The organism is Shewanella sp. 10N.286.54.B9, assembly GCF_041468565.1.
Classification (GTDB): domain Bacteria; phylum Pseudomonadota; class Gammaproteobacteria; order Enterobacterales; family Shewanellaceae; genus Shewanella.
The window spans coordinates 1-26475 of record NZ_JBFRIY010000021.1; the positions used below are offsets into that span (position 1 = coordinate 1).

25 protein-coding genes and 1 pseudogene are annotated in these 26475 nt (G+C 43.9%); 18 read left to right on the forward strand and 8 right to left on the reverse strand.

What is annotated here, in order from left to right; genetic code table 11:
- The 4 genes and pseudogenes from AB4135_RS07795 to AB4135_RS07810 form a co-directional block, all read right to left on the reverse strand.
- Positions 1-326: pseudogene (locus tag AB4135_RS07795) on the reverse strand (transposase); the annotation flags it as partial.
- A gap of 526 nt (positions 327-852) precedes the next feature.
- Positions 853-1698, reverse strand: a complete 846-nt coding sequence (locus AB4135_RS07800; RefSeq protein ID WP_371991789.1) for a hypothetical protein — start codon at positions 1696-1698, stop codon at positions 853-855.
- 242 nt (positions 1699-1940) lie between these two features.
- Complete coding sequence (locus tag AB4135_RS07805; protein WP_371991791.1) at positions 1941-2399, reverse strand: GNAT family N-acetyltransferase; 459 nt, start codon at positions 2397-2399, stop codon at positions 1941-1943.
- A 129-nt stretch (positions 2400-2528) separates the two neighbouring features.
- Positions 2529-2789: a hypothetical protein gene (locus tag AB4135_RS07810; RefSeq protein ID WP_371991793.1), complete on the reverse strand. Its 261-nt coding sequence runs from the start codon at positions 2787-2789 to the stop codon at positions 2529-2531.
- A gap of 808 nt (positions 2790-3597) precedes the next feature.
- On the opposite strand from AB4135_RS07810, the gene AB4135_RS07815 reads away from it, so the two are divergent.
- From AB4135_RS07815 to AB4135_RS07845, 7 genes are all read left to right on the forward strand, one after another.
- Complete coding sequence (locus AB4135_RS07815) at positions 3598-3936, forward strand: cytosolic protein (RefSeq protein ID WP_371991949.1); 339 nt, start codon at positions 3598-3600, stop codon at positions 3934-3936.
- 443 nt (positions 3937-4379) lie between these two features.
- Positions 4380-5078, forward strand: coding sequence for a 5'-methylthioadenosine/S-adenosylhomocysteine nucleosidase (mtnN, locus tag AB4135_RS07820; RefSeq protein ID WP_371991795.1), 699 nt, complete (start codon positions 4380-4382; stop codon positions 5076-5078).
- Positions 5079-5177: 99 nt separating this feature from the next.
- Positions 5178-6104 carry a cobalamin biosynthesis protein gene (locus AB4135_RS07825; protein ID WP_371991797.1) on the forward strand — a complete coding sequence of 309 codons (927 nt, stop codon included), beginning with the start codon at positions 5178-5180 and terminating at the stop codon, positions 6102-6104.
- 164 nt (positions 6105-6268) lie between these two features.
- Entirely contained in the window at positions 6269-6646 is a 378-nt protein-coding gene (locus AB4135_RS07830) for a DUF2721 domain-containing protein (protein WP_371991951.1), read from the forward strand.
- A complete protein-coding gene (locus tag AB4135_RS07835; RefSeq protein ID WP_371991799.1) occupies positions 6643-7269 on the forward strand; it encodes a trimeric intracellular cation channel family protein in 627 nt (208 codons plus the stop codon). The genes AB4135_RS07830 and AB4135_RS07835 overlap by 4 nt, the downstream gene beginning before the upstream one ends.
- The gene (locus AB4135_RS07840; protein ID WP_371991801.1) at positions 7266-7745 is read left to right on the forward strand and encodes a nuclear transport factor 2 family protein; all 480 of its coding nucleotides are present in this window, start codon (positions 7266-7268) and stop codon (positions 7743-7745) included. Before AB4135_RS07835 ends, AB4135_RS07840 begins: the two co-directional genes overlap by 4 nt.
- Positions 7746-7881: 136 nt before the next feature.
- The gene (locus AB4135_RS07845) at positions 7882-8283 is read left to right on the forward strand and encodes a hypothetical protein (protein ID WP_371991803.1); all 402 of its coding nucleotides are present in this window, start codon (positions 7882-7884) and stop codon (positions 8281-8283) included.
- A gap of 53 nt (positions 8284-8336) precedes the next feature.
- On the opposite strand, the gene tyrS is transcribed toward AB4135_RS07845, so the two are convergent.
- The gene (tyrS, locus tag AB4135_RS07850; protein ID WP_371991804.1) at positions 8337-9533 is read right to left on the reverse strand and encodes a tyrosine--tRNA ligase; all 1197 of its coding nucleotides are present in this window, start codon (positions 9531-9533) and stop codon (positions 8337-8339) included.
- A gap of 126 nt (positions 9534-9659) precedes the next feature.
- On the opposite strand from tyrS, the gene AB4135_RS07855 reads away from it, so the two are divergent.
- Both AB4135_RS07855 and AB4135_RS07860 read left to right on the forward strand, forming a co-directional pair.
- Positions 9660-11063: a peptidoglycan DD-metalloendopeptidase family protein gene (locus tag AB4135_RS07855; protein WP_371991806.1), complete on the forward strand. Its 1404-nt coding sequence runs from the start codon at positions 9660-9662 to the stop codon at positions 11061-11063.
- Between the two features lie 38 nt (positions 11064-11101).
- Positions 11102-12211, forward strand: a complete 1110-nt coding sequence (locus AB4135_RS07860) for an anhydro-N-acetylmuramic acid kinase (protein ID WP_371991808.1) — start codon at positions 11102-11104, stop codon at positions 12209-12211.
- Positions 12212-12218: 7 nt separating this feature from the next.
- On the opposite strand, the gene AB4135_RS07865 is transcribed toward AB4135_RS07860, so the two are convergent.
- Complete coding sequence (locus AB4135_RS07865) at positions 12219-14363, reverse strand: winged helix-turn-helix domain-containing protein (protein WP_371991810.1); 2145 nt, start codon at positions 14361-14363, stop codon at positions 12219-12221.
- Between the two features lie 321 nt (positions 14364-14684).
- On the opposite strand from AB4135_RS07865, the gene AB4135_RS07870 reads away from it, so the two are divergent.
- From AB4135_RS07870 to AB4135_RS07890, 5 genes are all read left to right on the forward strand, one after another.
- Positions 14685-17441, forward strand: a complete 2757-nt coding sequence (locus AB4135_RS07870; RefSeq protein WP_371991812.1) for a TonB-dependent receptor plug domain-containing protein — start codon at positions 14685-14687, stop codon at positions 17439-17441.
- Positions 17442-17604: 163 nt separating this feature from the next.
- Complete coding sequence (locus AB4135_RS07875; protein WP_371991814.1) at positions 17605-18951, forward strand: alkaline phosphatase; 1347 nt, start codon at positions 17605-17607, stop codon at positions 18949-18951.
- Positions 18952-19142: 191 nt separating this feature from the next.
- On the forward strand, positions 19143-19838 hold the full coding sequence (aqpZ, locus tag AB4135_RS07880) for an aquaporin Z (RefSeq protein ID WP_371991815.1): 696 nt from the start codon (positions 19143-19145) through the stop codon (positions 19836-19838).
- 133 nt (positions 19839-19971) lie between these two features.
- The gene (locus AB4135_RS07885; RefSeq protein WP_371991817.1) at positions 19972-20352 is read left to right on the forward strand and encodes a DUF2750 domain-containing protein; all 381 of its coding nucleotides are present in this window, start codon (positions 19972-19974) and stop codon (positions 20350-20352) included.
- A gap of 69 nt (positions 20353-20421) precedes the next feature.
- Positions 20422-20865, forward strand: a complete 444-nt coding sequence (locus AB4135_RS07890) for a hypothetical protein (RefSeq protein ID WP_371991819.1) — start codon at positions 20422-20424, stop codon at positions 20863-20865.
- 185 nt (positions 20866-21050) lie between these two features.
- Here AB4135_RS07890 and erpA read toward each other — a convergent pair whose 3' ends face one another.
- Entirely contained in the window at positions 21051-21401 is a 351-nt protein-coding gene (gene erpA, locus AB4135_RS07895; RefSeq protein WP_020913868.1) for an iron-sulfur cluster insertion protein ErpA, read from the reverse strand.
- Complete coding sequence (locus AB4135_RS07900; RefSeq protein ID WP_371991821.1) at positions 21394-22197, reverse strand: DUF6776 family protein; 804 nt, start codon at positions 22195-22197, stop codon at positions 21394-21396. Before AB4135_RS07900 ends, erpA begins: the two co-directional genes overlap by 8 nt.
- A gap of 66 nt (positions 22198-22263) precedes the next feature.
- Here AB4135_RS07900 and AB4135_RS07905 point away from each other — a divergent pair, with 66 nt between their 5' ends.
- From AB4135_RS07905 to AB4135_RS07920, 4 genes are all read left to right on the forward strand, one after another.
- Entirely contained in the window at positions 22264-23979 is a 1716-nt protein-coding gene (locus AB4135_RS07905) for a chloride channel protein (protein ID WP_371991823.1), read from the forward strand.
- Positions 23980-24521: 542 nt separating this feature from the next.
- A complete protein-coding gene (locus AB4135_RS07910) occupies positions 24522-24842 on the forward strand; it encodes a cytochrome c (RefSeq protein ID WP_371991825.1) in 321 nt (106 codons plus the stop codon).
- Positions 24842-26068, forward strand: a complete 1227-nt coding sequence (locus tag AB4135_RS07915; RefSeq protein ID WP_371991827.1) for a sulfite oxidase — start codon at positions 24842-24844, stop codon at positions 26066-26068. Before AB4135_RS07910 ends, AB4135_RS07915 begins: the two co-directional genes overlap by 1 nt.
- Positions 26068-26475 carry a cytochrome C gene (locus AB4135_RS07920; protein WP_371991829.1) on the forward strand — a complete coding sequence of 136 codons (408 nt, stop codon included), beginning with the start codon at positions 26068-26070 and terminating at the stop codon, positions 26473-26475. The genes AB4135_RS07915 and AB4135_RS07920 overlap by 1 nt, the downstream gene beginning before the upstream one ends.

Sequence of the window (26475 nt, forward strand, 5' to 3'; positions counted from 1 at the left end):
ATATTATTTTCAGTCGCTGAAATAGCCCCTCGCTTGTCATCACGAATAACTCTGCCTGTTTCATCAACCAATTGCAGATAATCTTTCAGTGAGAAGGTAATGCCTTTTGGTTGATGTGCCCGTTCATTACCAATAAAGGGTAATAACCTCTTAGGTTGCTCGCCTTTTACGGCTGCACTGACTCTTAATTTTAAACTTGTGAAATCCGATTGCTCTGGAGTGTTAGCCATTTGGGCGCGTATAGGGTTGAGCTCAACGTAAGCCATACAGGCAAGGACTGCCGCTTCATCCAGCAGTGCCTGAGACTTGAATCTTCCCTCCCAGAAAAGAGAAAACTCATAGCCAGTCATTATTAATCAATAACATACCCAGTTTAAAAACCGATATCAACGATAGCCGCGTACCGAAGGCGCAATTGAATTATTTTCAACAAAGAATGACCAAAAAAAACAAAGCCAGCCATTATTAATCAATAACATACCCAGTTTAAAAACCGATATCAACGATTACCGCGTACCGAAGGTGTCATGGCGTTATTTTCAACAAAGAATAATCAAACAGTTCGAAAAAATGGGGGAGTTTGCTGATATTGAATTCGGACAGGACGACAAAATCTAGATTTAACATACAGATAAAAATAAGAAAAAGGAGGTGCTAAGGCATTGATATGTTGAGGTAACGAAATTAGCTGGCGATGCTAAGGGATAGATGCGGCTAGTAAAAAATGTTACTGCTCAGCACACATCGAAAAAGCGTAAGATCTTACGCCGATATTTACACTATAAAGGTATTACTCGGGCTTGTTCAACACTTGGGATAAGGACGCGGCTGCGCGCGGCCTATCCTTATACGTTATTTGTTCTGTCCCCAAAGTGTGTCTACACGCTCATACCCTAAAGACAGCATGTATTTATTGTTTTGCTCCGTCGTCATATTAGGCTGCCAGTCTAAAGGGGCATAACGCGCTTCGGCGCGGCTAGAAAGTTGTTTTGTCATCTCAGTGAAAATTGAAAATGGATCTGCTGTTGTACTGGCCCTATTTACTCGTTGGTGAATTTGAGGGGCATCAATAATGCCACGTACATCGATGATGTCTTTTAAATTGCTCTTATCTACATGGTATTGCCCTAGGTAACGGCTACTTCCGCTTGGCCCTCTTTCAAGGGCTATGCCATCAATTAGAGATTCAGATAATTTATTTGATAGCTGCACTAGTTGATCATTACTGTTAAGTAAGTTGGTCAAGTATGCCGTTTCATCCTCGGTTAGTGCCTCACCAGGATCAAATACGAGTAAGCCACCGTCTTCAGCGACGGTAAAGCCCCAATCTTTTTTAGCAAGCGCTGGACTTAAATTCTGAACTTCATTCAGTAGTTCACTAAAAGAGGCTCTCATATTGTTAACGGCTCTAATGCCGCGCTTGAACAACATGCCTGTTTCATGTTCTCGAGCCCCCCTCTCCCCCTTTGTCTCTTTTGGCACAGCCCACACCTCCATATTTTTATTAGGGTGATATGTTGACGGCTCTTCTTTCAAGGTCTTGTGATAGATAGCAGACTGAACAACTTCCAAGGCACTAGTTAACGCCTGCTGGCCATTATCAACCACAGGCTGTTGCTGGCTATTTTTTGCTAATGAGCTTGCCTCTACTTGACTGCTGTGGTGATAAAGCTGATTGATATTATTGGTCACATTCACTTTCACACTCCCTGTGATTTCAAAACTAACGCTAGGGTACTCACCCAAAAACTACACTCTATATCGGCATAAGAAACTACGCCTTGAAAGGTTTCTAGTCTGTTAGTGAGGCTCTAATTTTCAATAATGCTTCAGACTTATTCATACACATAACGCCGTTTTAAGCGGCGAGTAATAGCTTGCTAAAATGTGAAACGAAGTGGAACCGAGCAAGCTGTAATGAGTCCGACTTTAAAACCTTGTTAGCTGCTTTTTAGATTGCGCTCTAAGAATACAACTCTCGTTTTACCCAACTTTGCCGTTTTAAACTCAGAATAACCGCGACGTTTATACATCGCTAAATTAAAAGCACTAAACTCCCCTGTAAAAAGCTCGACACGATTAGCTTCTGGAAATACAGTTTCAAGTGAAGAAAGTAACTTAGAGCCAACACCCTGACCATGCAGTTCAGGCCATACCGCCATGCGTCCAATATGACAACTACCAGCTTCTAAGCAAGCTTGGCCACTTGCCAATAACTTACCGTTATCAACAACTTTCAAAATGGTTTTACTCTCAAAGTCTGCTTTCAGTTCATCAAGCGTTTGAGTTAAAGGAGGGATATTAAAGTCATTATGCAGTTCAGCTTCTGATTGATAAGCAACGCGCTGAAGTTCTAGCAAACATTCTGCATCTTCTATTGTGGCGTGAAATATTTCCATATACTCAATTCCTTTTGGCAGCTAACGCCCGCATAAGGGGCTGATAATAGTTTGCTAAAATGTGAAGCGAAGCGGAACCGAGCAAACTGTTAGCAGTCCCGTCTTAATGCGCTTGTTATATGCTAATTGCTAATGTAGTTTTTCCGACTTATCCCCGATGAAAGCCAAAATACCATCAGCTTTGATTGTGCTAATTGCTTCATCCAGCGCTTCTTGCTCGGTTGGGAATTCATCATTCCATACTGTGGAGTTATTAAATTCATCAACAACCTCAATGAGCCAGCCTCCATTGTCACCATTATAAATATCAATTTGCACTGACTTTCCGTCTAATTCAAATGATTGACATAAAGGGGACATTATTAATTCCCAATCATCTTCTTCTGACATAGTTTACTCCTGCTCAAATGTGAGACTTTTGCATATAACAGCTTATTCATTAGTCGCTCGATAACGTTCTTAGCAACTCGTTAACTTTTTAACAAACTATCACTGCTAAGGCATTGCTGTAAATAGATAATTTCTAAGTTAAGGCGACATAAACGGCCTTATTGAGTACGGAGAAAGAGAGCCTAAGTTGTTCAATGGGTCCGTGTATCACTTTTTTACATTTTTCATAAGGCTGATTTTTATAGTTTTTGTGAAATGTTAAAAAATTATCGATGCCTAGCAGCACCGTTTTTGGCATCTTTATTCAAGCTACACTTGGTTGCTCTGCGGTTTCAACTAAGCTCCATATATGGAGGGAACACCAAACTCTGTATGCAACAGGATTCGCCATGAAACAAAAGCCTCAACAACATCTTCATTAGAGAATAAAAGCGTAAATACTTAGCATTTGGGTTTTAGCTTTAGCTATTTTCCCGTAAACATCTGAGCTTAAAAATATTACCATGAACTCACAGAATCAGATCCCCCCGTTGGAAATTTCGCTTTTTAAATTTCGCCGGGGCGCTGAGGGATTGCCAAGGGGCGCAAGCGCTTTGCCCCTTGGCTCGGGTGTGGGCGAAGCGCCACGACTTTTCTTTTACTTAAAATGGAAGCAAAGCTTCATGAACGTAACTTGGATTGGGGCAGAAACGTGTTTCAAGTTGGCCTAGTGAATGTCGGGAAATGGCACTGCATAGCAACTAAATCTCTACTACGTTCTGCCCCTGATAGTGATAGAATCTCCGCATCAGAAATACCGAGAAACTCTATGTTTATCCATCATGTTAACGACATCGACTGGCTGGTGATTACAGCTTTTGAAGAACTGAAAACGATATTTATTGAAGAAGCCGGTGCTATCCCATCTTGCTTCTCAAGCGCCAGCGAATTGAGCTTGATTGCTCAAGCCAAGCGCACTTATGGATATTTGCCTACATTCAGCGGCGTAATCACCGATACCGGCTCATTTCAAAGTCAGGATAACGAAGAAGATTTGAACCCACAGCTTGCCTGCCTAGTTGAGGGGCGTGGTCGGGTGTTTATCTATCACGGCGGCTTTGTGGCTTTTGTGGATGACGAGCAAACCTTTATTACCCGAATGGGCTAAAAATCACTCATTAAGTTAAAATCGCTAAATTAGCAAGTGTAGGTACGGCAGTGTCTGCACATGCGGTCGTTCATTCACATTTGACCCATAGAGATATGAGAAATGTCATAATGATGTCGGGAACATCATCGACCATGTGTTCACGACATTCGTACATCCTGTCCAGCACCCGCTGGAGGCAATTAATAGCCATGAGAACTCAAGTTCAAACAGGTTGCATGGCAACACCAACCAAAAATGTAATCAGTCTTCATTCGAAGGTAAACTAACTTTGGGACACTTCCCAGCTAACAACTTACAAAGACAATGGCTTGCCGTCAGCAAGCTGCAACTAGCCGCCCTTGCACCATATCTCAACTTACCACACTGGCTTTTTCCCTATCACCATAGGCCGTGGTATATTAGCGCCCATAATCACTCAAGCAGTTAAAAAAGGTCATTTCATGAAAATCGGTATTATTGGCGCTATGGAGCCAGAAGTTGCGCATTTAGTTGAATCGATGGAAAACTCGACTTCTACCACTATTGCGGGTATCGAGTTTGTCGCTGGCCAATTAGCCGGCAAAGAGGTCATTGTCACTCGCTCTGGTATTGGTAAAGTGACCGCGAGTATCGCAACGACACTGCTTATTGAAAAATATGCCCCCGATGCCATTATTAATACTGGTTCAGCAGGTGGTTTTGCTAAAGATCTGGCTATTGGTGATATCGTTATCTCATCAGAAGTGCGTCATCACGATGTCGATGTGACCGCTTTTGGCTATGAAATAGGCCAGATGGCTCAGCAACCAGCAGCATTTATTCCAGATGCAAAACTTGTCGCTGCAGCGCAAAAAGCAGTAGCGAGCCTAGGCGAAGTTAAAGCGATTGAGGGGCTAATTTGTACTGGTGATAGCTTTATTTGCGACCCTGTACGAACTAAGACTATGTTAGAGAACTTCCCAACAATGGCAGCGTGTGAAATGGAAGCGGCGGCAATTGCCCAAGTTTGCCATCAGTTTACTATGCCTTTTGTGGTTATTCGCTCATTGTCAGACAATGCAAATGACGATTCGGCGGTCGATTTTGACGAGTACTTAATCAAAGCAGGTCACCACTCAGCATTGATGGTTATCGCCTTAATAGGGCAATTAGATAATTAAGCTGAATCAGACAAGGATATAACAGCCACTATGGTTCCAGAGTTTACAAAGCTCTTCTCGCAAGATAGCCAACTCTATATTGGGGCTATAGTGCTGTTTATGTCGATCCTGCTCGCACGTATGGCGCCATTACCGCGCCAACTGCAACCATTGGTATGGCTCAGCAATTTAGCGTTAAGTTTAAGCGTAAAAGTGAACCATACTCACCGTGCAGTTTCGCAGCAGATCCTTGCTGGCGCGCTATCAACACTGCTTTTAGTCATCCCCTTCTGGCTCATTATCAGCTTTTTTATCGAGCTTGCTGAGTTTCCGTGGTTTTTTGAAGCATTAGTTATCTATATTTGCCTGCAAGACGATCACTTCAGATATATAGCCCGCGAAGTTTCTATCGCAATTCAACGGGATAATAAAGGCCGTGCCCGGGCACTATTGCAGCCTTGGCTCAATCGCAGCACTCAGTCTTTGTCTAGTGTCGGTTTGAGTAAAGTCACCATTGAACGTTTAGCTACAACCCCAACCTATGGCATTGCCTCTACCGTGCTGTTTTATTGCATTGGGGGAGTACCATTGCTGCTAGCGGCGAGAATGCTTAAACAGCTAGATAATGCTTGGCCGGTTTATAATCCGCAGTATCGTTTCTTCGGCATTGCAGTGTATGCACTGAGTAGCATTGTTCATTTCATTCCCGCTAAACTTTGGAGTTTTACGCTTGCGATTCAGGGCGGTCCAAGAAGTTTAGCCGTACTACTGAGCCCTAAAGTCAATGCGGCGCCGATTGTTGATTATCAAACCTGTGCCGTTATCGCCAGTGCGCTTAACGTTGAGCTAGGTGGCCCCGCTAAATTTCAACGTGGTAAAAATGCCGATGAAAAGGTCATTTTACCCAAATTAAAATATGGCCGCTTGCCCGAAGCTAACGATATTCAACGCGCATTAAAGCTTAACTCGATTGCATTTTCCTTGTGGACCTTGACGATTGTTTTGTTGCCAATGATTTGGGGAACACTAAGAGTACTCAATAGCTAATCAATGGCGCACCGATTTATCTGATAACATTAGTGCGTCATAAATAACCAATCAGCAATAAAATGCATCAGAAAAATGTCATCATCTTGTATATATTGTTGTCATAGGTATTATTCTTAATTTGGTTATTATCTCCGTTACGGGCTTTCGATTTGCTAGATAACATACATGTATCGCTTACTACACCAGCATTGCTATTTCCGGCAATTTCTTTGCTTTTGCTCGCCTATACCAATCGCTTTTTTGCGTTAGCCGCACTTATTCGAAATTTGAGCGCCGACGGCCAACCCATCCACGACAGCCAGCTTAAAAACTTACGTCAACGAATTAGTATTATCAAAAGAATGCAAGAGTCCGGTGTGCTCAGTTTTGCACTGTGCGTTTTATGCATGATTTTTATCTATATTGGCTTTAACAAAATTGGTTCGTTGATCTTTGGTTGCAGCTTATTGTTATTGCTTTATTCACTGCTGTTATCTGTCATTGAAATCCGCATCTCTGTCGATGCATTAAACATCCACCTGAAAGAGATGGACAAATGATAGATTGGATCTATTTTTTCGACCTGTGCGGTACCTCAGTATTTGCCCTATCAGGTGCACTGGCAGCTGGTCGGCATAAAATGGATCCATTTGGGGTGATTGTTTTGGCCTCTGTTACTGCCGTCGGCGGCGGCAGTATTCGTGATGCGATATTAGGCGCTACGCCTGTGTTTTGGATCCAAGACCCTAACTACATTATTGTAATTTTAGCGACCGTGCTGCTAACACTGATATTTGTGCGCAAACCAAAGCGTGTACCTAGATATATCTTTCCTGTGGCTGATGCCCTAGGTTTAGCACTGTTTACCATTATTGGCGCTGAAAAGGCTCTGAACCTAGAGCTAGGCGGTATGATAGCGGTAGTGATGGGACTGATTACCGGAGTCGGTGGCGGCATTATTCGCGATCTGCTTTGTCAACAAGTGCCGATGGTACTGCGCACAGAAATTTATGCGACAGCATCAATTATGGGTGGGATCTGCTACACCATTAGCTTATATTGGGGAGCGCCAGATATGTTTGCGCTGCTGTTTGCTATGGCGACCGCATTAATAATAAGATTAGCTGCAATACGCTGGCATCTATCTTTACCTGCATTTGACTTAAAGACCCAACAAAAATGAGATTACAATTATTTAGTTTACTCCTGGTTTTTTTCAGCTTGCCAAGCTTCGCCAACATCGGTGACATGCCTAAAGAGCAGCAACTAGCAGTTAAGTATATTAAGGCTCTCACTAGCCAAGATTACGCAAAGCTAACCTCATTTTATAATCGTGACAGCGTGTTTAATGATAGAACGGCCAAGCGTAAATACACCGGGAAACGCCACATATTAAATTTTTTAAAACGCGCCCATCGCGGCGTGCTGGAGTACAACTTTAATATCGAACATATGTATAATTCAGGCTCTTTAGTTGTTCTGATTGGTAACTACCATTACAAAGGCCCTGGAGAGCAGTTTGGTAAGCCCGGTAGAATTATTGATCTCGCTATCCCAGGGGTGACCACGCTAAGTCTGGATATGACTAATAATCGTGTAAAAGAGCACCAAGATTTGATGGACTACCAAACCATGTCAGATCAGCTCTCGACTCAATAACCACTAAAACCTGCGAGTAAACTGCAAACTGGATATATTCCGTGGGCGCTGGATCGCATTTTAAAACTGCTGTAGGAAACTTTTTCAATCTGACCTGTCAAAGCAATAGAGACACATTTTTTTGCTGTAGGTTGTTATGAGTTTTATCAATATTATTCGTACCTTTTTTGCTTTTTCAGCTCTGCTGTGCGGCGCTGCATTGGCCTATGACAATCCCATAGTGGTGTCTTATGCTGTGCAGCCAATAAACAAGTTTAATCGGCAACTTGATCAAGCTCAACAGCAGTCTTTAAAGTGGACGCAGGCGCCGGAATCTATCTCTGAACACTATTCAGGTGATAACTTTACTTTAGCGAGAATTAAAAATTTCAATGGCAAAGTGGTCACTTACAGTGTTAGCCAACAGAATAGTAAGCATCCAAAAATGTTATTGATATTGTCGATGGAGAAACAGAAAGGCTTGTGGAGCGTAGATGCCGCAAAGCTTACTTGGCAATGTAAAAACGGCCTGCACTTTGGTACAGACCGTTGTCAATAATCAGCACTTTATGAGCACTGTGGCAGTATAAGTCTTTATATTGAAATAAAGCCTTATACCAAAGTGATTTTAGCGAACTTGCGCTTACCCACTTGGAAAACACCCGTTGTGCCAGCCGTTAGCTGCATACGTGTATCTTCAATCTTGTCACCGTCTATCTTCGCTGCGCCTTGCTTGATCATGCGCATTGCATCAGATGTAGAGCTAACCAGACCCGCTTCTTTTAGTAAGTTAGCAATCGCTATCCCTTCACCCGCTGCAATTTCTAACTCTTGAATATCGCTAGGAAGTGCACCTTTCTGGAAACGGTTGATAAACTCTTGATGGGCAGCGTCTGCTGCAGCTTCATCATGGAAACGAGCAATGATCTCTTTGGCTAATGCAATCTTGACATCGCGCGGATTAGCACCGGCTTCGATATCCGCTTTAAACTGCTCAATCTCAGCTAACGGACGGAATGATAGCAATTCAAAGTAGCGCCACATCAGCTCATCAGAGATCGACATGATCTTACCGAACATCTCTCCGGCAGGCTCACTCACACCAATGTAGTTGTGGGCAGACTTAGACATCTTCTTAACGCCATCAAGACCTTCTAGCAGCGGCATCATGATCACTGTCTGTGGTTTTTGACCCGATGACTTTTGTAGCTCACGTCCCATCAGCAAGTTAAACTTCTGATCGGTACCACCCAACTCTACATCTGACTCAAGTGCGACTGAATCGTAACCTTGCAGTAACGGGTACATAAACTCATGAATCGCGATAGCTTGACCTGAACCATAACGCTTCTTAAAGTCATCACGTTCCATCATACGCGCAACAGTCTGTTGCGATGCTAGACGGATCATACCTGCAGCGCCAAGTGGCTCTAACCAGCTAGAGTTAAATTCAATACGAGTTTTAGCAGGGTCTAAAATCTTAAACACTTGCTCTTTATACGTCTCGGCATTAGCAAGTACTTGCTCACGTGTCAGCGGCGGACGAGTACTGTTTTTGCCACTTGGATCGCCGACCATACCAGTGAAGTCACCAATCAAGAAGATCACTTCATGACCTAGCTCTTGAAAGGTACGCATTTTGTTCAAAATAACGGTGTGGCCCAAATGAATATCTGGCGCGGTTGGATCGGCGCCAAGTTTGATCTTTAGTGGACGACCCTCTTTTAGCTTCTCCAGCAGATCCGCTTCAAGTAAAATTTCGTCAGTACCACGTTTAATTTCTGCTAATGCTTGCTCTAAATCAGCCATGTCGGCGGTTACTCCTGGGAGCCTAATCATAAAATCTGGGGACTAATGTTACTTGTTAGCCAGCACAAATGAAAGTGTGTACACTAAGGGGATCACTAAGAAAGAGCGAATTTGGTACCAAGGTCAATGGGAAAGGTTATAACTTTATTTAAATTACTGCCAAAATTACATCAAATACTCCTTTGTATCTTAGTTTTTGTCACCCTAATTATAGTGTTAATACCGTCAGATGATGTTCAAGCATCGAAACAAACGGTGTCATCAAGCGGTGAGTACGGCTTAAATACGCGTTATGACGTACCTTTAGCATTTCGCACACCGACTCCTCCTACGGGTTCAGATTCAATCAATCAAAAAAATGCTGAGACTCGAAAACAGCCTTTAGCGCAAACTTCTTCGCGCAATCAAATAAAAACAGAACAAACAACAGCAGTAGATATTGAACCAGTATTAAACGAAAAACATTTTCAGGTTAAAAGTGGTGACACGCTTGCGGCACTCTTTAGCCGTGCTGGTTTAACCGCGAAAGATGTCTACGACGTCACTCAATTGCCTAAGTCCAAAAAGAACTTACTTAAAATCATGCCTGGCGATGAGTTAGTGATTGCTAAAAACGATGATGGTCAACTGGTGCAACTACGCTACCACTTGGATAAAATTTCCACCTTGGTGGTAAACCGAGTTGATGATAAATATCAAGAGAGCATCAGCACTAAACAGGTTGAAACTCGCAGCAAGTTTGCCAATGCCACCATTGAAAATAACTTTTGGAATGCAGGCGTTGCCGCTGGACTAACCCCAAATCAGATCATGCAGCTGGCCACGATCTATGGCTGGGATATTGATTTCGCCTTGGACCTTAGGAAAGGTGACAGTTTTGCCATTCTGTTTGAAGAGGAATACGCCGACGGTGAGTTTTTGCGTAACGGCAATATTCTAGCCGCTGAGTTTACTAACCAAGGCGACCTCTACACTGCGGTGCGGTATAAAGACGGTAACTATTACTCTGCTGAAGGCCGCAGTATGCGTAAGGCGTTCTTACGTTCACCAGTCGACTTTAAGTATGTAAGCTCAAGCTTTAACCCTCGCCGCTTACATCCGGTCACAGGCCAAGTACGAGCCCATAGAGGCGTTGATTACGTTGCGGCCGTTGGCACTCCTATTAAAGCCGCGGGTAAAGGCCGCGTAATAAAATCAGCCTATAATCAATACAACGGCAATTACGTTTTTATCAAGCACAATGACACCTACACCACCAAGTACCTGCACCTTAAAAAGCGTAAAGTGAAAACTGGCGCCTCTGTTAAGCAGGGACAAATTATTGGTACTTTAGGCTCTACTGGCCGAGTCACTGGTGCTCATCTGCATTATGAATTTATTGTAAACGGGGTTCACCGTAACCCGCGCACCGTTAAGCTGCCAAAGTCACAAGCAATAGCGAAAAAAGAGCAAGCCCAATTTGCGATTGTCAGTAAAAAGCTAATGGGTGAGCTTGAACACAATAAACAAGTACAGCTAGCATCACATTAGTGTTTGCTCAATCAAGGCTAACAGAAGAGATCAATACTATGAATAAAAGCTATTATATTGGTCTAATGTCAGGCACCAGTATGGACGGTGTTGACGCGGTACTGGTTAAATTCAGTGGTGATACGCCATCTTTGATAGAGCATCACTCAGAAGAGATCCCCTCTGCATTGCTAATTAACTTACAAAAGCTTTGCTTACCGGGCAATGACGAGATCAATCGTTTAGGTCATCTTGACCGTGCAGTAGGCAAGCTGTTTGCAAAAGCGGTCAACGTTCTGCTTGATAAAGCTGGCGTTGATAAACTTGCCGTTATTGCTATTGGTAGCCATGGGCAAACGGTTCGCCATATGCCTAATCTTGAGATGGGCTTTACCCTACAAATAGGCGACCCGAATACTATTGCAGCTGAAACTGGCATTGATGTTATCGCAGATTTTAGACGTAAAGATATTGCCCTTGATGGCCAAGGTGCGCCGCTGGTTCCAGCCTTTCATCAGCAGGTATTTGCCACGCCTAAACATAAACGTATCATTTTAAACATTGGTGGTATTGCCAACATTACCTATTTACCAGGTAACACCGATGCGGTTACTGGTTTTGATACAGGACCTGGCAATACCTTAATGGATGCGTGGACCCAATATCACCAAGAGTTACCTTATGACAAAGACGGTGCTTGGGCCAAATCTGGCTGCACCGACGATAAGATGTTACAGCACTTATTATCTCACCCTTACTTTGCCTTAGCAGCGCCTAAAAGCACCGGAAGAGAGTTGTTTAATCAAGCATGGTTAGAGCAGCAGCTCGCCGAGTTTAACCACCTTAGTGACGCTGATATCCAATCAACGTTACTCGATTTAACCTGCTTCAGTATTGCCAATGATATATTAGCCTTATCAACACAAGGAGAGGTATATGTCTGCGGTGGCGGCGCATATAACACTGAACTAATGAGTCGCCTAACCCGCCTCTTGCCTCATTATAAAATCACAACAACAGCGGAGCTGGGCATTAATCCACAATGGGTTGAAGGCATTGCTTTTGCTTGGCTAGCGATGCGCTTCCACTTAGGGTTACCCGGTAACTTACCCGCAGTAACAGGTGCCAGCCGTGAAGCCATACTAGGCGGCAAATTCAGCGCTTTTTAATATGCGGCTACCTTAAAAGCTTATGTTCGAGCATCATCACGTCACGCTCAGAGTATTTGGAGAGTGTCATTAGCAACTGTTGCTGCTCTTCACTGTAACTTATTGATCCAAAAGAGCTTAAACTCGATGAGGGCAGGCGTATAATAGGCTTAACCATTTTATTAGTAAAATCCCAATAGTTGATCTGCTGAAAACCGACACCATTTGCCTTAAAAAAGATGCCATTATCAACCACTGTCCAGTTGTGGTTCTCTTTAAAAATTGTCGGCGAAATAACTTTGGTTAACTTATTTGGCGCATCTAGCGCCAACTGCCACAAGCCATTCTTATCCTCTCGAGTAAACAATAATCGCTTGTCATCAGTCGCGTATGCTAAACGTATTGCCACTTTAGCAATAACTTTAACTTGGTGTTCAGTCAAAAAGAACTGCGTTAACCCATCAGCAGTAGAGGTAAAGATAGCGTTATCATCACGGCTCCAGTTGAGCCTACCATGGTCTATATAGGGCGAGGCCAGAATACTCAAACTTTGACTCGCTAAATTTAGCACATGAATGACATTGCCCTCCCCCTTCGCGTCGGGAGCAAGAAAAGCAATGTTTTTACCGTCATGAGACCATTTAGGGTAGGCCACTCGTTGATTTAATGTTGTAAGCTGACGTCGATTCTCACCATTAATATCGGCAGTCCAAAGTTCATTAGCCCCTGTAAGGTTGGATACATATACAATTCGCTGAGTCTGCTCTGAATAGTCCGGGTTTCTAAAACTAAAGCCCGACTGCAACATAGGAAAGGGAGCCGTAGCGACTGCGGCATTCGTCGGTAAGGAGACAATTTGGTACTCTTTTTTATGCCGTTCAAACACCAAAGCGTCGCTTCCAATCAAAAACTTAGGATAACTAAAGCCCTTTATATTTAAGGCTTCAGTTTGCTTGGTCTTGATATCGACAATAAAACCATTACGCACCCCAGATGTTTCAGTGCTAAAGACCAGACGTTGATTATCTTGATGCCAGCTTATTCCGCGGATATCTTCCAGCCCTTCAGTTAAGCGCTGCTCCTCACCCGAATCTCGATTTAAAATGAAAATATCTTCCGATATATTGCCAAAACGTCGTGCTATTGCTAACCATTTTCCGTCGTGGCTGTAAGCTAAATCACGGTCCCTGTAGTTACAATCAACTAAACAAGAGATCCGAGTTGGTAGTACTTGTTGCTGTTGTAAATCAACTGTGTAAAGACCGCCAACATCACTCTCTAAATCAAAGCCTATATATGCCAGCTCAGTATCACCGGGCGCTAGATCAATTGCAGACATATAGCTATTACAAGGCGTTAGGCTAAGCGTTTCTGCCGTTGCGATAGCAAAATGTTTAATAAAGCATTCATCGGTTTTCTTATCTGTACTTGGGAAATAAAGCCCGGTGCCATCAGCACTCCAAACCGCGCGAGCTTCTCGACTTGCATTAGAAGTTAGTCGTTTGGGGCTGCTGTCGAAATCAGTTAAATCTTTTAAATACAGGCTGTAACTTTGACCGTGACTGCGACTGCCATATACCAACCAAAGCCCATCTGGTGATACCGCCGGAAAGCGCTCAGCCTCTCCGCCCCATGATAATCGTGAAACCTGTGGCTCCATCATTTTAATCTGATCTTGGTAAAGGTGGTAAGCGAGAGTGATTAGGCTTATTACACTGACACAGGCTATTGCTATCCAACTGTTTTTTAGCGCTACGTTTAGTTTTTTTGTGCGACTTTGTAGTTGCTGCAATACATCAACGTCATCGACTAAGTCAGCTGCATTATATTGTGGCTCGACCAGAAGGCGATAACCGCTTTTACGCACAGTTTCTATAATAGGCTCGGTTGCAATAGGCTTAAGCTGCTGCCGAAGATGCCAGATCGCATTGGTAAGCGCTTTACTGCCTACGTAGGTATTTCCATCCCAAATATGCTCAATTATCTCATCACGGGAGACCACTTCTGGATAACGGTGAGCCAGATAGCTGAGCAGCTCAATAAACTTAGGTTGCAAGGTAGTACAACTCGCAACCTCATCATCGAGTAAAGAGTCAAAACGCAGGCTATGGTCGCTAGGATCAACAACGCATCTACCAAGCTCAAACTTAATCCCTAGCTTTACTGTTGTCATATTACCTCTTAAGCCATTTGATTAAGTTATCCGTAGACTCACAGCAACTCTGCTATTGAAGCCTAAGTAATCATATCGTTAACACGCTTAGCACATATCAAAAACATAGTAACTCATTAATTAAAAACAAAATAGATATTAAATAGATATATAAACAACGAAGAAACGACATAGCAAACATTGCTGATGATTAACAAAGAATTTACAAATATCCCCAGAGCAAATTGACAGGGGTGCACCACACCTAAACAGATAGCTCCTATAAAAAATAGCCCGTAAACCTCCCAATTGAAGTGGCTAACGAACATTAAAGGATGACTGATGAAACGATCAATATTAAGCATGGCAATAGCGCTTGCCACCATAACACCCACCACATTCGCAGCAGAAACGGCGACAGATAAAAACGCCGATCAACCTATGGAGAAAATGGAAGTCACTGGTTCTCGCATTAAACGAGCAGACTTTGAAGGGGTTGCTCCAGTAACTGTTATTTCAGCAGATGAGATTGCTAATAGCGGCCTCACCTCTATTGCGGAGGTGTTGCAATCTTCAATCGCCAATACCGGTGGTTCATTAAATGGCGAAAGTGATGGTTTTACCGATAGTGCCAGTTCAGTTAACCTGCGTGGAATGGGCGCAAACAGAACCTTGGTACTCATAAATGGTCGCCGCCAAGCTTCTTTTCCAAGTGCTGCAGGTGGCACGTCAAATTTTGTCGATGTATCAGATATCCCTACCGCAGCAGTGGCACGTATAGAGATCCTTACTGGCGGTGCATCGGCAATTTATGGCTCTGATGCCGTTGGCGGTGTAGTTAACATCATTCTGAAAACCGAATATGAAGGCGCTAAGGTCGCAGTAAAATATAACGACCCAACTCAAGGTGGCGGCGAGCAACTCGACCTCTCATACCTACAAGGATTTAATACTGAGAATAGCCAAACATTGGTGATGCTCGAATATAAAAATGTTAAACAGATCCAAACTTATCAAAGAGATCTTTTCTATAGCCCTGCTTATTATGAAGATGACGAGGGTGAGACACGCTGGGGCGCAGGTCCGTACGGTGATGCGTCAGCATCAAGTTGGGCGTCTTGGGTCCGTGATTACGATAAAGTCTATACCAGTGATAAATATAGTCCTGTCGATCAAGCTCAATGTAGCAATCTCTTTGGTGACAAGGGTATATACACTCCAGTTGGAAAGTACGACTGTTACTACGACAAATACGCAGATCGAGGCTTACAGTCGGCTTATGACCGCCTCAATTTAGTGCTCAGCAGTACCTATGACCTTAATGATGACTGGCAACTTTACGGTATGGTAAATGCGTCATACAAAGAATCCACCAAATACAAAGATGAAAAAGGCTTTGGCACCTATATCTATGAAGATAGCGCTTCTGGCTCATTGAGCTATGAAAAAACTGACTTTGATGACTACAACAAATTCCAAATGCGTCGCCGTATGGAAGAGTACCCTGGCACACGAACTTATGACACTCAAAATACTAAAGCCGCCATCTCATTTGGTATCGACGGTGCAATTGGTGATTACGAGCTAGATGTCTCCTGGTCAAGCAGCTACAACAAATATGAGAAGCAAAATCACCACATGGTTAAGGCTGACGCGCTGCTCGATATGGTCACATTTGATCCAAATGATGCCAACCCAAGTAAATGGTACCCCAATAACAAACTGACGACAGAGCAAGCCGAGTCATTGATTGGCGACTCGACTAAAGAATCAGATTCAAGTATGCACCAGCTACAAGCTGTATTTACTGGTGACTTAATGGAACTATCAGCAGGTACCGTTGGTTTTGCGACCACTGCAGAATGGGCACGCGAAGGATATGAAGATACCTTAGATGCCACGACCACCAGCGGCGGCTATATCGGTATGGGCGGCACGGGTGGTAAAGGCGATAGAGATAGAGTTGCCATAGCCGGCGAGCTACAAATTCCACTGTTGGCAGATATCACGGCAGTAAAATCATTAGAACTATCAGCGGCGTTACGTTACGACCATTACTTAGACGACTCTAGCGTTGGCGGCGCAACCACTCCACAGGTGGGACTCATGTATCGTCCAATTGATGAAGTGTTGGTTCGCGCCAACTGGGGCAAGAGTTTTAGAGCCCCTGATATGCATAGGCTTTACGCGGGCATCACCCGCAGCTTTGGCTCAACAGAATATCCTCATCCAACAATCCCAGATGAGGTCTACGAAGATCAATATGATGGTATTAGTTCAGGCAATATCAACCTGACTGAAGAGAAAGGTGATTTTTGGAACATAGGTTTAGTCGCCAATATCACCGACAATGCCGATCTAACCTTGGATTGGTGGAATATCGAACTTGAAGGTGCTGTTAAAACGATCTCGACAGATGAGATGCGTGATGATCCAGCGCAGTACGACCAAACGGGTAACTACACTAGCTGTGATAAAATGAATGTTGTTGGCTACCTCAATGAGTTTGATGACGACGGTATTGAGAACTTGGCGTGTATGCGTAAAGGCCCTATTAACAGTGCTTATGAAGCCTCAGAAGGTATTGATGCAAGCTTTAACTACCAATTCCCCGAAACGGTTGCGGGTGAATTCAAGCTTAAAATTGGTGCTTCTTACTTAATCAAAAAAGAGTATCAAGAGACTGTTGAAAGTGAAATCGAAGAGCAAACTGAAACCGATTACTTCCCTAAATGGAAAGGTAAGGCAAGCCTAAATTGGAACATGGCGGATTTCTCGGCCACCTTAGCTTACTACTACACCGGCGAAGCTAAGGGCACTGACACCTTTACTCTTATTGACGCCGATGGCGAAGAGTATGAAGAGGATAACTACACAGACACCTTAGATGCGTATCAAACTTTGAACCTCACGCTTAGTTATAGCGCACCATGGGATGGTAAATTCACTGCTGGTGTTAAAAATCTGACTGATGAAATGCCGCCGCTTTACGATGAGCGTAACGATGAGCACAACAGCTGGCCATTTTATGAGGAAGATAACAGCAGTTATTCCGCTGTAGGTCGTAGTGTGTTCTTCGGCTACTCACAGAAATTCTAAACTCATCCTTTCATGGCGTCTCGAGTCATTCTTGACGCCTATTTTTATTACGTTAAAAGGCATTGGGTTGAGTTTGCTATAAATCGGGATGTGACCCATTCAAACCTATCAACCTAAGCGCCACTTAAACACAATTATCGTGTTTCTATTTAGGGATATCTCTATGCAGTACTTATTGAAGCCCTGTGCATTACTCTTGCTACTACTTACTGTTTTCAGTGCTTATTCGACCACGACTCAGCTAACCGCAACCCAAAAGTTAGTTGTGCCAAAGAACATAATCTACGTTATCGGCGATGGTATGGGCCCAGCATATACCTCGGCCTACCGCTACTTTAATGATGACCCTTCTACAAAAATGGTAGAGCAAACCATATTCGACAAACTCTTGGTGGGCATGTCGAGTACCTACCCCGATGATGATACTTATGTCACCGACTCAGCAGCGGCTGCAACGGCGCTAGCCACCAGCCATAAGACCTATAATGGCGCCATTGCAGTGACTAAAGAGCAACAGCCATTAACCACCTTACTTGAGCAAGCCAAGGCTGCTGGTAAAACAACAGCAGTGATAGTCACTTCACAAATCAACCACGCGACTCCAGCCAGCTTTTTGGCCCACAACGAGCATAGACGCAACTATGACGAGATTGCCGACAGTTATCTAACAAACCTTATTAATGGCCAGCCTGTCGCCGACATCATGCTCGGCGGCGGCAAGCGTTATTTTATCCGTGATGACACAGATCTAACTCATGGTTTTATCGAGCACGGATACCAATACATTGATGACATTGACCAACTCAATCAATTGACTAGGATACCCGCACTCGGATTGTTTGCCGACAAAGGCTTAGCCCCTGCATTAGGAAGTAAACATCCCACACGATTAATGACCATGACAGACAAAGCACTACAACTCGTCAGCAGCCGTAAACAACCTTTTGTGATGATGGTAGAAGCCAGTCAAATTGATTGGTGTGGTCACAGTAACGATATCAGTTGCGCCATGGCAGAGATGGATGACTTAGCCAAAACAGTTAGGTTAATAAAGGCCTATATCGATACTCATCCAGATACGCTGCTTGTTATGACAGCGGATCATTCAACTGGTGGCTTAAGTTTGGGGCGAGCTGGCACCTATCAATGGCAAGGCCAAGCGCTAAAGCAAGTTACAATGATGCCAAACGACATTGCTCAAAAGATGTTGCGATCAGAGCAGCCTCTCGTTTTTTGGCAACAAACGACACAATTGCCACTGACAAAAGAGCAAAAACTGCAACTTACAGAAACGATTATGACTGCCAAAGCACAGAAAAGGCCGCAGAAATATCTAACAAAAGCCTTAAAACACCTCATTGATACCGCGACCTATACAGGCTGGACAACCAGTGGCCATGATGCTGTAGATGTTCAAGTGTTTGCCTACGGCAAAGGCTATGAAGCCTTTATCGGTCATCAAGACAATACCGGGATTGCTGCGACAATAATGCAGATGATTGACCAATAGCCTCATCTTCCCTCATTGCGCTTGTTTCTCTACTGGACAAGCGTCATTTCGTTCATCAAATTAACATATATTGAAATTATGCTTTATATTCAATAGCGAGTGCGCAAACTTTAAATAAAACCACATAATGGATTCAGTCACGCAGTCGGTTCATTGAGGTATGTCGGTCAAATCAAAAAGGATTAAGACTTATGAGTATGTCTCAAAAAATGGCGGCTGAGTTTATCGGTACATTATGGTTGGTGCTCGGCGGTTGCGGCGCCGCAGTGCTCGCGGCGGCTTTCCCTGAATTAGGTATCGGCTTCGCAGGCGTTGCATTAGCGTTCGGATTAACGGTATTAACCATGGCCTTTGCCATTGGGCATATTTCAGGCTGCCACCTCAATCCCGCGGTATCATTTGGCCTATGGGCCGGTGGTCGTTTCCCAGCATCTGAGCTTGCGCCCTATATTATCGCCCAAGTATCGGGCGGTATCGCAGGTGCAGGTATTCTATATCTAATAGCATCAGGCCAAGATGGCTTTAGCCTAGCTGGCGGCTTTGCTTCTAATGGCTTTGGCGAACATTCCCCTGGTGGATACAGCTTAACTGCAGCATTAGTGTGTGAATTAGTGATGACGCTATTTTTCCTCATCATCATTTTGGGCGCTACTGATGAGCGCGCGCCAAAAGGTTTTGCCCCTATCGCTATCGGCCTTGGGCTGACGCTTATTCACCTTATTAGTATTCCGGTAACCAATACCTCTGTAAATCCAGCAAGAAGCACCGGGCCGGCTCTGTTTGTTGGTGATTGGGCACTGTCTCAACTTTGGTTATTTTGGCTGGCGCCGATAATCGGCGCCATACTCGCTGGTGTTATTTATAAGTTCTTTAACCCAAAAACATAGCAATCCCCAAAACAGAGTCGATTCGGCTCTGTTTTCTTTTTCATTCCGGCATGAAATGTTACTATCCACAGCAATTCGGCGCATTGCGTGCATAGCTTACGCTCGCCCCCTTTAAAATTGAGAGACGTACACCATGAGCAACAAAAGCAAAAGCTTAAAGCAAATTACTGAAATGACGCCAGAATCTCGTTATGACTATCTTGTTGAGCAAGTTAAAGAACACAAAACCTTATGGTCATTACAAGATCTAGACGGTTGCGTAATGTTAACCACTGATGATGAAGACTGCATCCCGATGTGGCCAACTGAAGAGGCTGCTGCACTTTGGGCTGTTGATGACTGGAAAGATTGCCAAGCATTAGCCATTCCAGTTGATGAGTGGTTAGAGCGTTGGGTGCCTGGTATGCAGGATGATGACTTGTTTGTAGCTGTATTCCCAGTACAAGATGACTTAGGTGTGGTGATCCCACCTTACGAACTTGAAGAGCGTTTAGCCCCTAAAAAGCGTCACTAATTACTATCGTTTTATGGCTAGCGATTAGCTAGCCTTCTATTCCCTGCCGCCTGCAAAAGAGATTAAAAAGTGGAAACCAATAATACCGCTAACAATACTGCCGCCCCGACTAAAGTGAACATGCCAAAACGGCTTATCGCGCTACTTGCTTTTTTAGTAATAATTTCAGTAAGTGGCTTATTTGCCAAACAGGGGGCGCTGTTTTGTATATTGACCCTGTTTATGGTGCTGGCACTTATCGGCAGACAAAAAGCGGCATTAATCATGTTGCGAGTGTACACCTCATTACAACTCGCCATTGTTAGCATATTGCCCGTGGTGTTGTACGATCCAGAGAACCTTGCAGCTTCGGGTCCTTCAAGTTTTGCTATCGGTAGCTTTAAAGCTCAAGTGCCAGACTGGATAATATTTAGCATATTGATTGTGTTAGCGATTGTACAAGTGTGGATAGCCTTCAATCGTAAAGTCAGTCTGTATTTTAACCGAGAAGTTAACCTCAATATTATGCGTTAAATAAGGTGCAGTTCTTTCCAGCTGAGTTCTTGTATGAGTTCAATAATTTAAGGCAAGGCTTGAACGTTGATGCTTCGCTCACGAGGTGAAAGCTCACCAGCCCCTAGCAGGCACAAAAAAGCCGTCGATTGACGGCTTTTTTAATGGGCGAAACACAATCCGCCAAATCTCAGTCAGCGACTTGCTTAAACTGAGAAACTTGCACCACAACCACAGGTTGTTGTTGCATTTGGATTCTTCACGAAAAAGCGTGATCCTTCAAGGCCTGAAGTGTAGTCCACTTCACCACCAACAAGGTATTGCAGGCTCATAGGGTCAACAACTAACTGAACACCCTGCTTCTCTACAGTAAAGTCACCTTCGTTTACTTTCTCATCGAAAGTGAAACCATATTGGAAACCTGAGCAACCGCCACCAGTTACGTATACACGTAATTTAAGGGCATCATTTTCTTCTTCATCGAGCAAGGTTTTTACTTTTAATGCCGCCGCATCAGTAAAGCTAATTGGCAAAGCATCTTCAGCTTGTTCAGTCATTACTACCTCTTACATCTATTTGCTGTGCAGAATTATCTAATACCTGACCGTTTTGTTCAAGTAATATGCTCTGCTCATTTTCATTCACAAGTAATTCTTGTGAACTATATTCCTGTTCAGTCTGTGACCCTTTAGTCCAGCGACTTGCTGGTACAACGACTTTTGCCGTCACTCTAGACAAGATAAAGCCTTCAGGTAAAGTGAATTCTGTTTCTAGCACCTGAAAATAGGTAAACTTGAATTTAAACGGTGCGTCACTCAATTCAGATAACTTAATGGTTTTAGCTTTACCATCTTGCAGCCCGATAAAGCTCACTTCACTGCGCCCAGACACTGAACGCCGACGTTTTTCAAGCTGAGTCAGCACTAATTTAAGCCGGTACTGACGCGGCAACAGCTCAGGCTTTAACTCTAAACCATTAATGGCTATGCCTTCTGCATTATTTTCTGGCGCCATCACGCTACGGTAAAATGCCAGCTCACGAGAAAGTTCCTTCTGTTTGCCCTCTTGTTCAATAAACATGGCTTGCATGTTTGTATTGGCAGCCTTTTCCAAAGCCAGTTCAATATTTCGCGCGGCTAATAGGTCTGCCAGCTCTTTCAATTCAGCTGCAAACTCAGAGCTTGTATCAGCCTGCTGTTCGACTTCAGCAGCAAAGTAACGTGTGCCAACATCAAAACACAAAGCCCCTAGAACAAAGGCTGTCAGCACTAATAAGAATAAATATGTACCTGAAGTTCGAAATTGTCGCTCTATCACTTGCAAGCGATCGAGCCAACGATGATAATTTGCCATTAAGTAACAGCCCCTTAATAAAAGAATCACACTTGAAAGCAAATGTGACAATCAAAAATTTTGGAAATGTCTGTGTATCAAACAATCGTAAAAATGCAGCAGCAAGCTAAAAAGTACCTAAGTACTGAACTTAAAGACACGCTTTCACAAGCGAAGGTCAGTGTTCAGCTGTGTGTGCTAGCGTTGCTTTTTGCTTTGTTTGCATCAGGTGTCATCCTGCTTTTTCGATTGCTCTTAGTTTGGTTTGACACCTATACCCAGACTCAGGCTCTGAATTTTACGGATATCATCGATGACTGGCGAGTATTATTGCCGCTTTTCGGATCTTTTTTGATCTGGGGTGTAGCAAAAATGGGATCTAAACGATATAAACGCATGGGAATTGCCTATGTAATTCATCGCGTTAAATTGCATTATGGCAAAATTCCACTGCAATCAGCCCCCGGTCAGTTCTTTCAAGCGCTGTTTGCCCTAGCAACTAACTTCTCTGTTGGCCGTGAAGGTCCAGCCATTCATCTCGGCGCCGTCAGTGCCAGTGTATTAGCTGAAAAATTCAAACTGCCCGACAATAGTGTTCGCATTATGTGTGCCAGCGGTATCGCTGCGGGTATCGCTGCCATTTTCAATGCGCCGTTAGCAGCGGTTATTTTTGTATTTGAAGTGGTGCTGCGTGAGTACAAAATTCACTACTTTTTCCCAGTAATGATCTCTGCTATTTGCGGCGCATTAAGCAGTCAGATAGTTTTTGGTAATGTGCATGAGTTTGAACAAATAGGTGCAGCAGTCATTCCCCTTAGCCAGTACCCACTGTTGGCACTATTTGGCGTTGTACTGGGTTGTATTGCGGCCTTTTTTAACCGCTCGCTACTGAGCATTACTGCAATGGGTCAAAAGTGGCCATTAATGCAAAGGCTGCTGCTGGCAGGTGCGATTACGACTTTAGTTGGACTAGTGTTACCGCAAGCCATTGGTAGCGGCGAACTGGCCATTGCAGAAACAATTAGTGAGCACCCAAGTATTTTATTTTTAAGCGCCATACTCATTGGCAAGATGGTGGCCACGATAGCTGCAATTGGACTTGGGATCCCTGGCGGTTTAATCGGCCCTTTATATGGCATAGGCGCCCTGCTCGGTACAATACTCGGCTTAATTTGTGCTATTTGGTTCCCATCGATTGCGCCTTATATTGGTCTTTACACCATTATTGGCATGACAGGCATGATGGGAGTTTGTTTAAGTGCACCACTGGCCGCTCTAGTAGCGCTGATAGAATTGACTGATAACGCTTCTATCATTTTGCCGTCTATGTTTGTCGTTATTCCTGCGTTCTTAATCTCACACCAAGGGTTTAAAACCAAATCAATTTTCTTCAAGCAACTTGAAATAATGGGGCTTGGTTATAAAGTTGCGCCAGTGAATCTAGGTCTACAAAAGGTGGGTGTTCGCCACCTTATGGATAAGCGATTTGTGATTGTTCGCGACGATGATGAGTTGCTATTAGAGGTGCTAAAACGCGCTGAAGGTCGCTCGGTATTGGCACGTAATACCAACAACGAAGTAGAGATGATCCAACTTGAACTGCAGGCCAGTGATACCGCCACCACCTTAACTCGACATCCGATCCAGGGGATAGCAGATACAGCCACCCTTAATGAGGTTTACCTGTGCTTGTCTAAAGAGCGACGCGGTGAGGTCTACATATATCAAGATAATGCAGACAATATAGTTGGTGTGATCAACTGGACAACACTCCAAAAAGAGATCCGCTTAGGGCAAGTGTAAGCCGTTCAAGCTTACTTTGATTTAGGCGCTATTTTTGTAACGATTCTTGGAGTTCAATATAAACCCATACATCGACTAAACCTTTAAAAATGACGGTTCACTCGCCGTTACCCCCTCTCAATCATCATTGAAACACCACGACTCTTTCGTCGACAATGACTAAAAAATGCGCTTATTCCCTGTTTCCAACCTCGCCCAAACAAAAAGCTGGTTTCCTAGCAAGCTATAACGACAAGTTCAATAACCCAGCAAAAACTATCTCCCACTGTTTTAGATTCGAATTTATCGATACTAAAGTGCGTCATTGGCTATTTTAAATCGATAAAACAGGTTCTTTTAGAACTTTTTATAACTTTTTACAGGCTATAGATCACATTTATCTGTAATTTTACGATCTCAATCGCTGACCAAGCTTTTGGTACCTATTAACAAAACATGAGAGTCCTATATATCGCTAAAGCACGTGAGTCATCAAGATCACGAAACAAAAAGGGCTTCATTCACTTTGTGAAAATAATTATTTCCCCCGAAAAGGGCTATTTATGAGTGTTATAAAAATTAAGTTAGCTGCGTTTATTTTTGTACTCGCACCGCTTGCCGGACAAATATCATCATCGCAAGCACAAGACGATCAGAAATTACTGCACATGTGTATCGCATGTCATGGTGAAGATGGTAGTAACAATTACAGCTCAATCCCCAATCTAAAGGGACAAAATGCAGCCTATATGGTCGAACAATTAAAGCATTTCAAATCGGGTCAACGGCCGGATAAGACAATGAGCAAGGTCGCAAAACTGCTTAACGAAAAGCAGATGCAGCAGATGGCAAACTACTTCAATACTGGAAAGGAACAACACTAATGGCTATCGATAGACGTAATTTTCTAAAAGGTGCTGTTGCTACCTCTGTATCAGCTATGCTTCCTACAAGCTGGGCTTTCGCACAAAACCGTCCTGCAGGTATGGCGCCGCTCGATGTTTCTGCGGTGACTTGGTCAAAAGCGGAAGATCTCCCTAGCCATTTTAAAGTGCTCAACTCAAGTCCATTGAATGCATTTCCACCCGAACACTTGCTTGCGCCAGCGAAAACACCTGCTGATATCGCGTTTATCCGCTGGAATGGACAGATGCCTAACTTTGCAGAAATAGATGCCGATACCTGGGAGTTCACCGTTGATGGTGAGTCAATTGAAACGCCAAAAACCTACACCATTGCTGAACTTAAAAAGAAATTCAAAACAGTCACCCAGCAACTGGTATTGGAGTGTGGCGGCAATAGCCGAGAAAACTTCTATCCTAATGCCAAAGGTAACCAATGGAGTAATACAGCTGTTTTCTGCGCAGAATGGACAGGAGTGCTAGTCAAAGATGTCCTAGCAGATTGCGGCGTTAAAAGTGACGCCGTATATACCGCTCATTATGGTGCTGATAAGCATATTAGCGGCAAAGGCGCCGCGATATCTCGCGGCGTTCCCATTGAGGCAGCGATGAATGAGAATGCCATGATAGCTTGGGGGATGAATGGCGAAGATATCCCTTATATGCATGGCTACCCACTACGAATAGTCTTTGGTGGTCGTCCAGGTTCAGTGTCGCAGAAGTGCGCAGTAGGTATGGGGGTTAGAGATCGCGTTCATGACGGTAAGAAAATGGCAGCGCCTGCTTATCAAGTCCCCAAGCACCCCGTAGCACCAGGTGAGAAGGTCGACAACAAAGACTTTAAAATCATTGAAGAGATGATCGTCAAATCACTTATCACAGCCCCGCAAACGGGTCGTGAACTCTCCTTGGGCGATACACTGCAAGTCAGCGGTCACGCTTGGGCCGGCACACGTGATGTGTCTAAGGTCGAGATCAGCTATGACTATGGCACAACATGGCAAACTGCAGCGTTAAGTAAAGCGGTTAATCCTATGGCATGGCAGCAATGGAGTATCGAGCTAAAGCTACCTCAGACGGGTTACTACGAAGTGTGGGCCCGTGCGACTGACAGCAAAGGCGATACGCAGCCTATGGTTCAACCACAGTGGAACCCCAAAGGTTACCTTTTCAATGGCTGTCATCGTGTAGCAGTAAGGGTTGTATGATGAGAAAAGCACTATTGTTTATGGCAGTGCTAAGCACGATGTTTATCCCTGCAGTGATGGCCGCCGACGCAAATCAAGTCAAAAACTATCCTGTTGATCCAACCACTGGGCTCATTATGGCACCAGGGTGGGAAGTGGTTAAACAGCAGTGTAACGCCTGTCATACCAGCCTAATCATCCCGCAAAATGTCGGTAGTCGAGAAGTGTGGCGCGATACCATTCAGTGGATGATTGATACACAGGGGCTTTGGGACTTATCTGATACTTGGGAACCTGTACTTGACTACCTTGAAACTTATTACAATGAAACTGGCATTGATATGAAAATTTTTAGGCGTAAACCTTTAACTCCTGAGCAAATGCCACCTATGCCTGCAAAGCTTTCATCTGCGAACAAGGAGCATTAA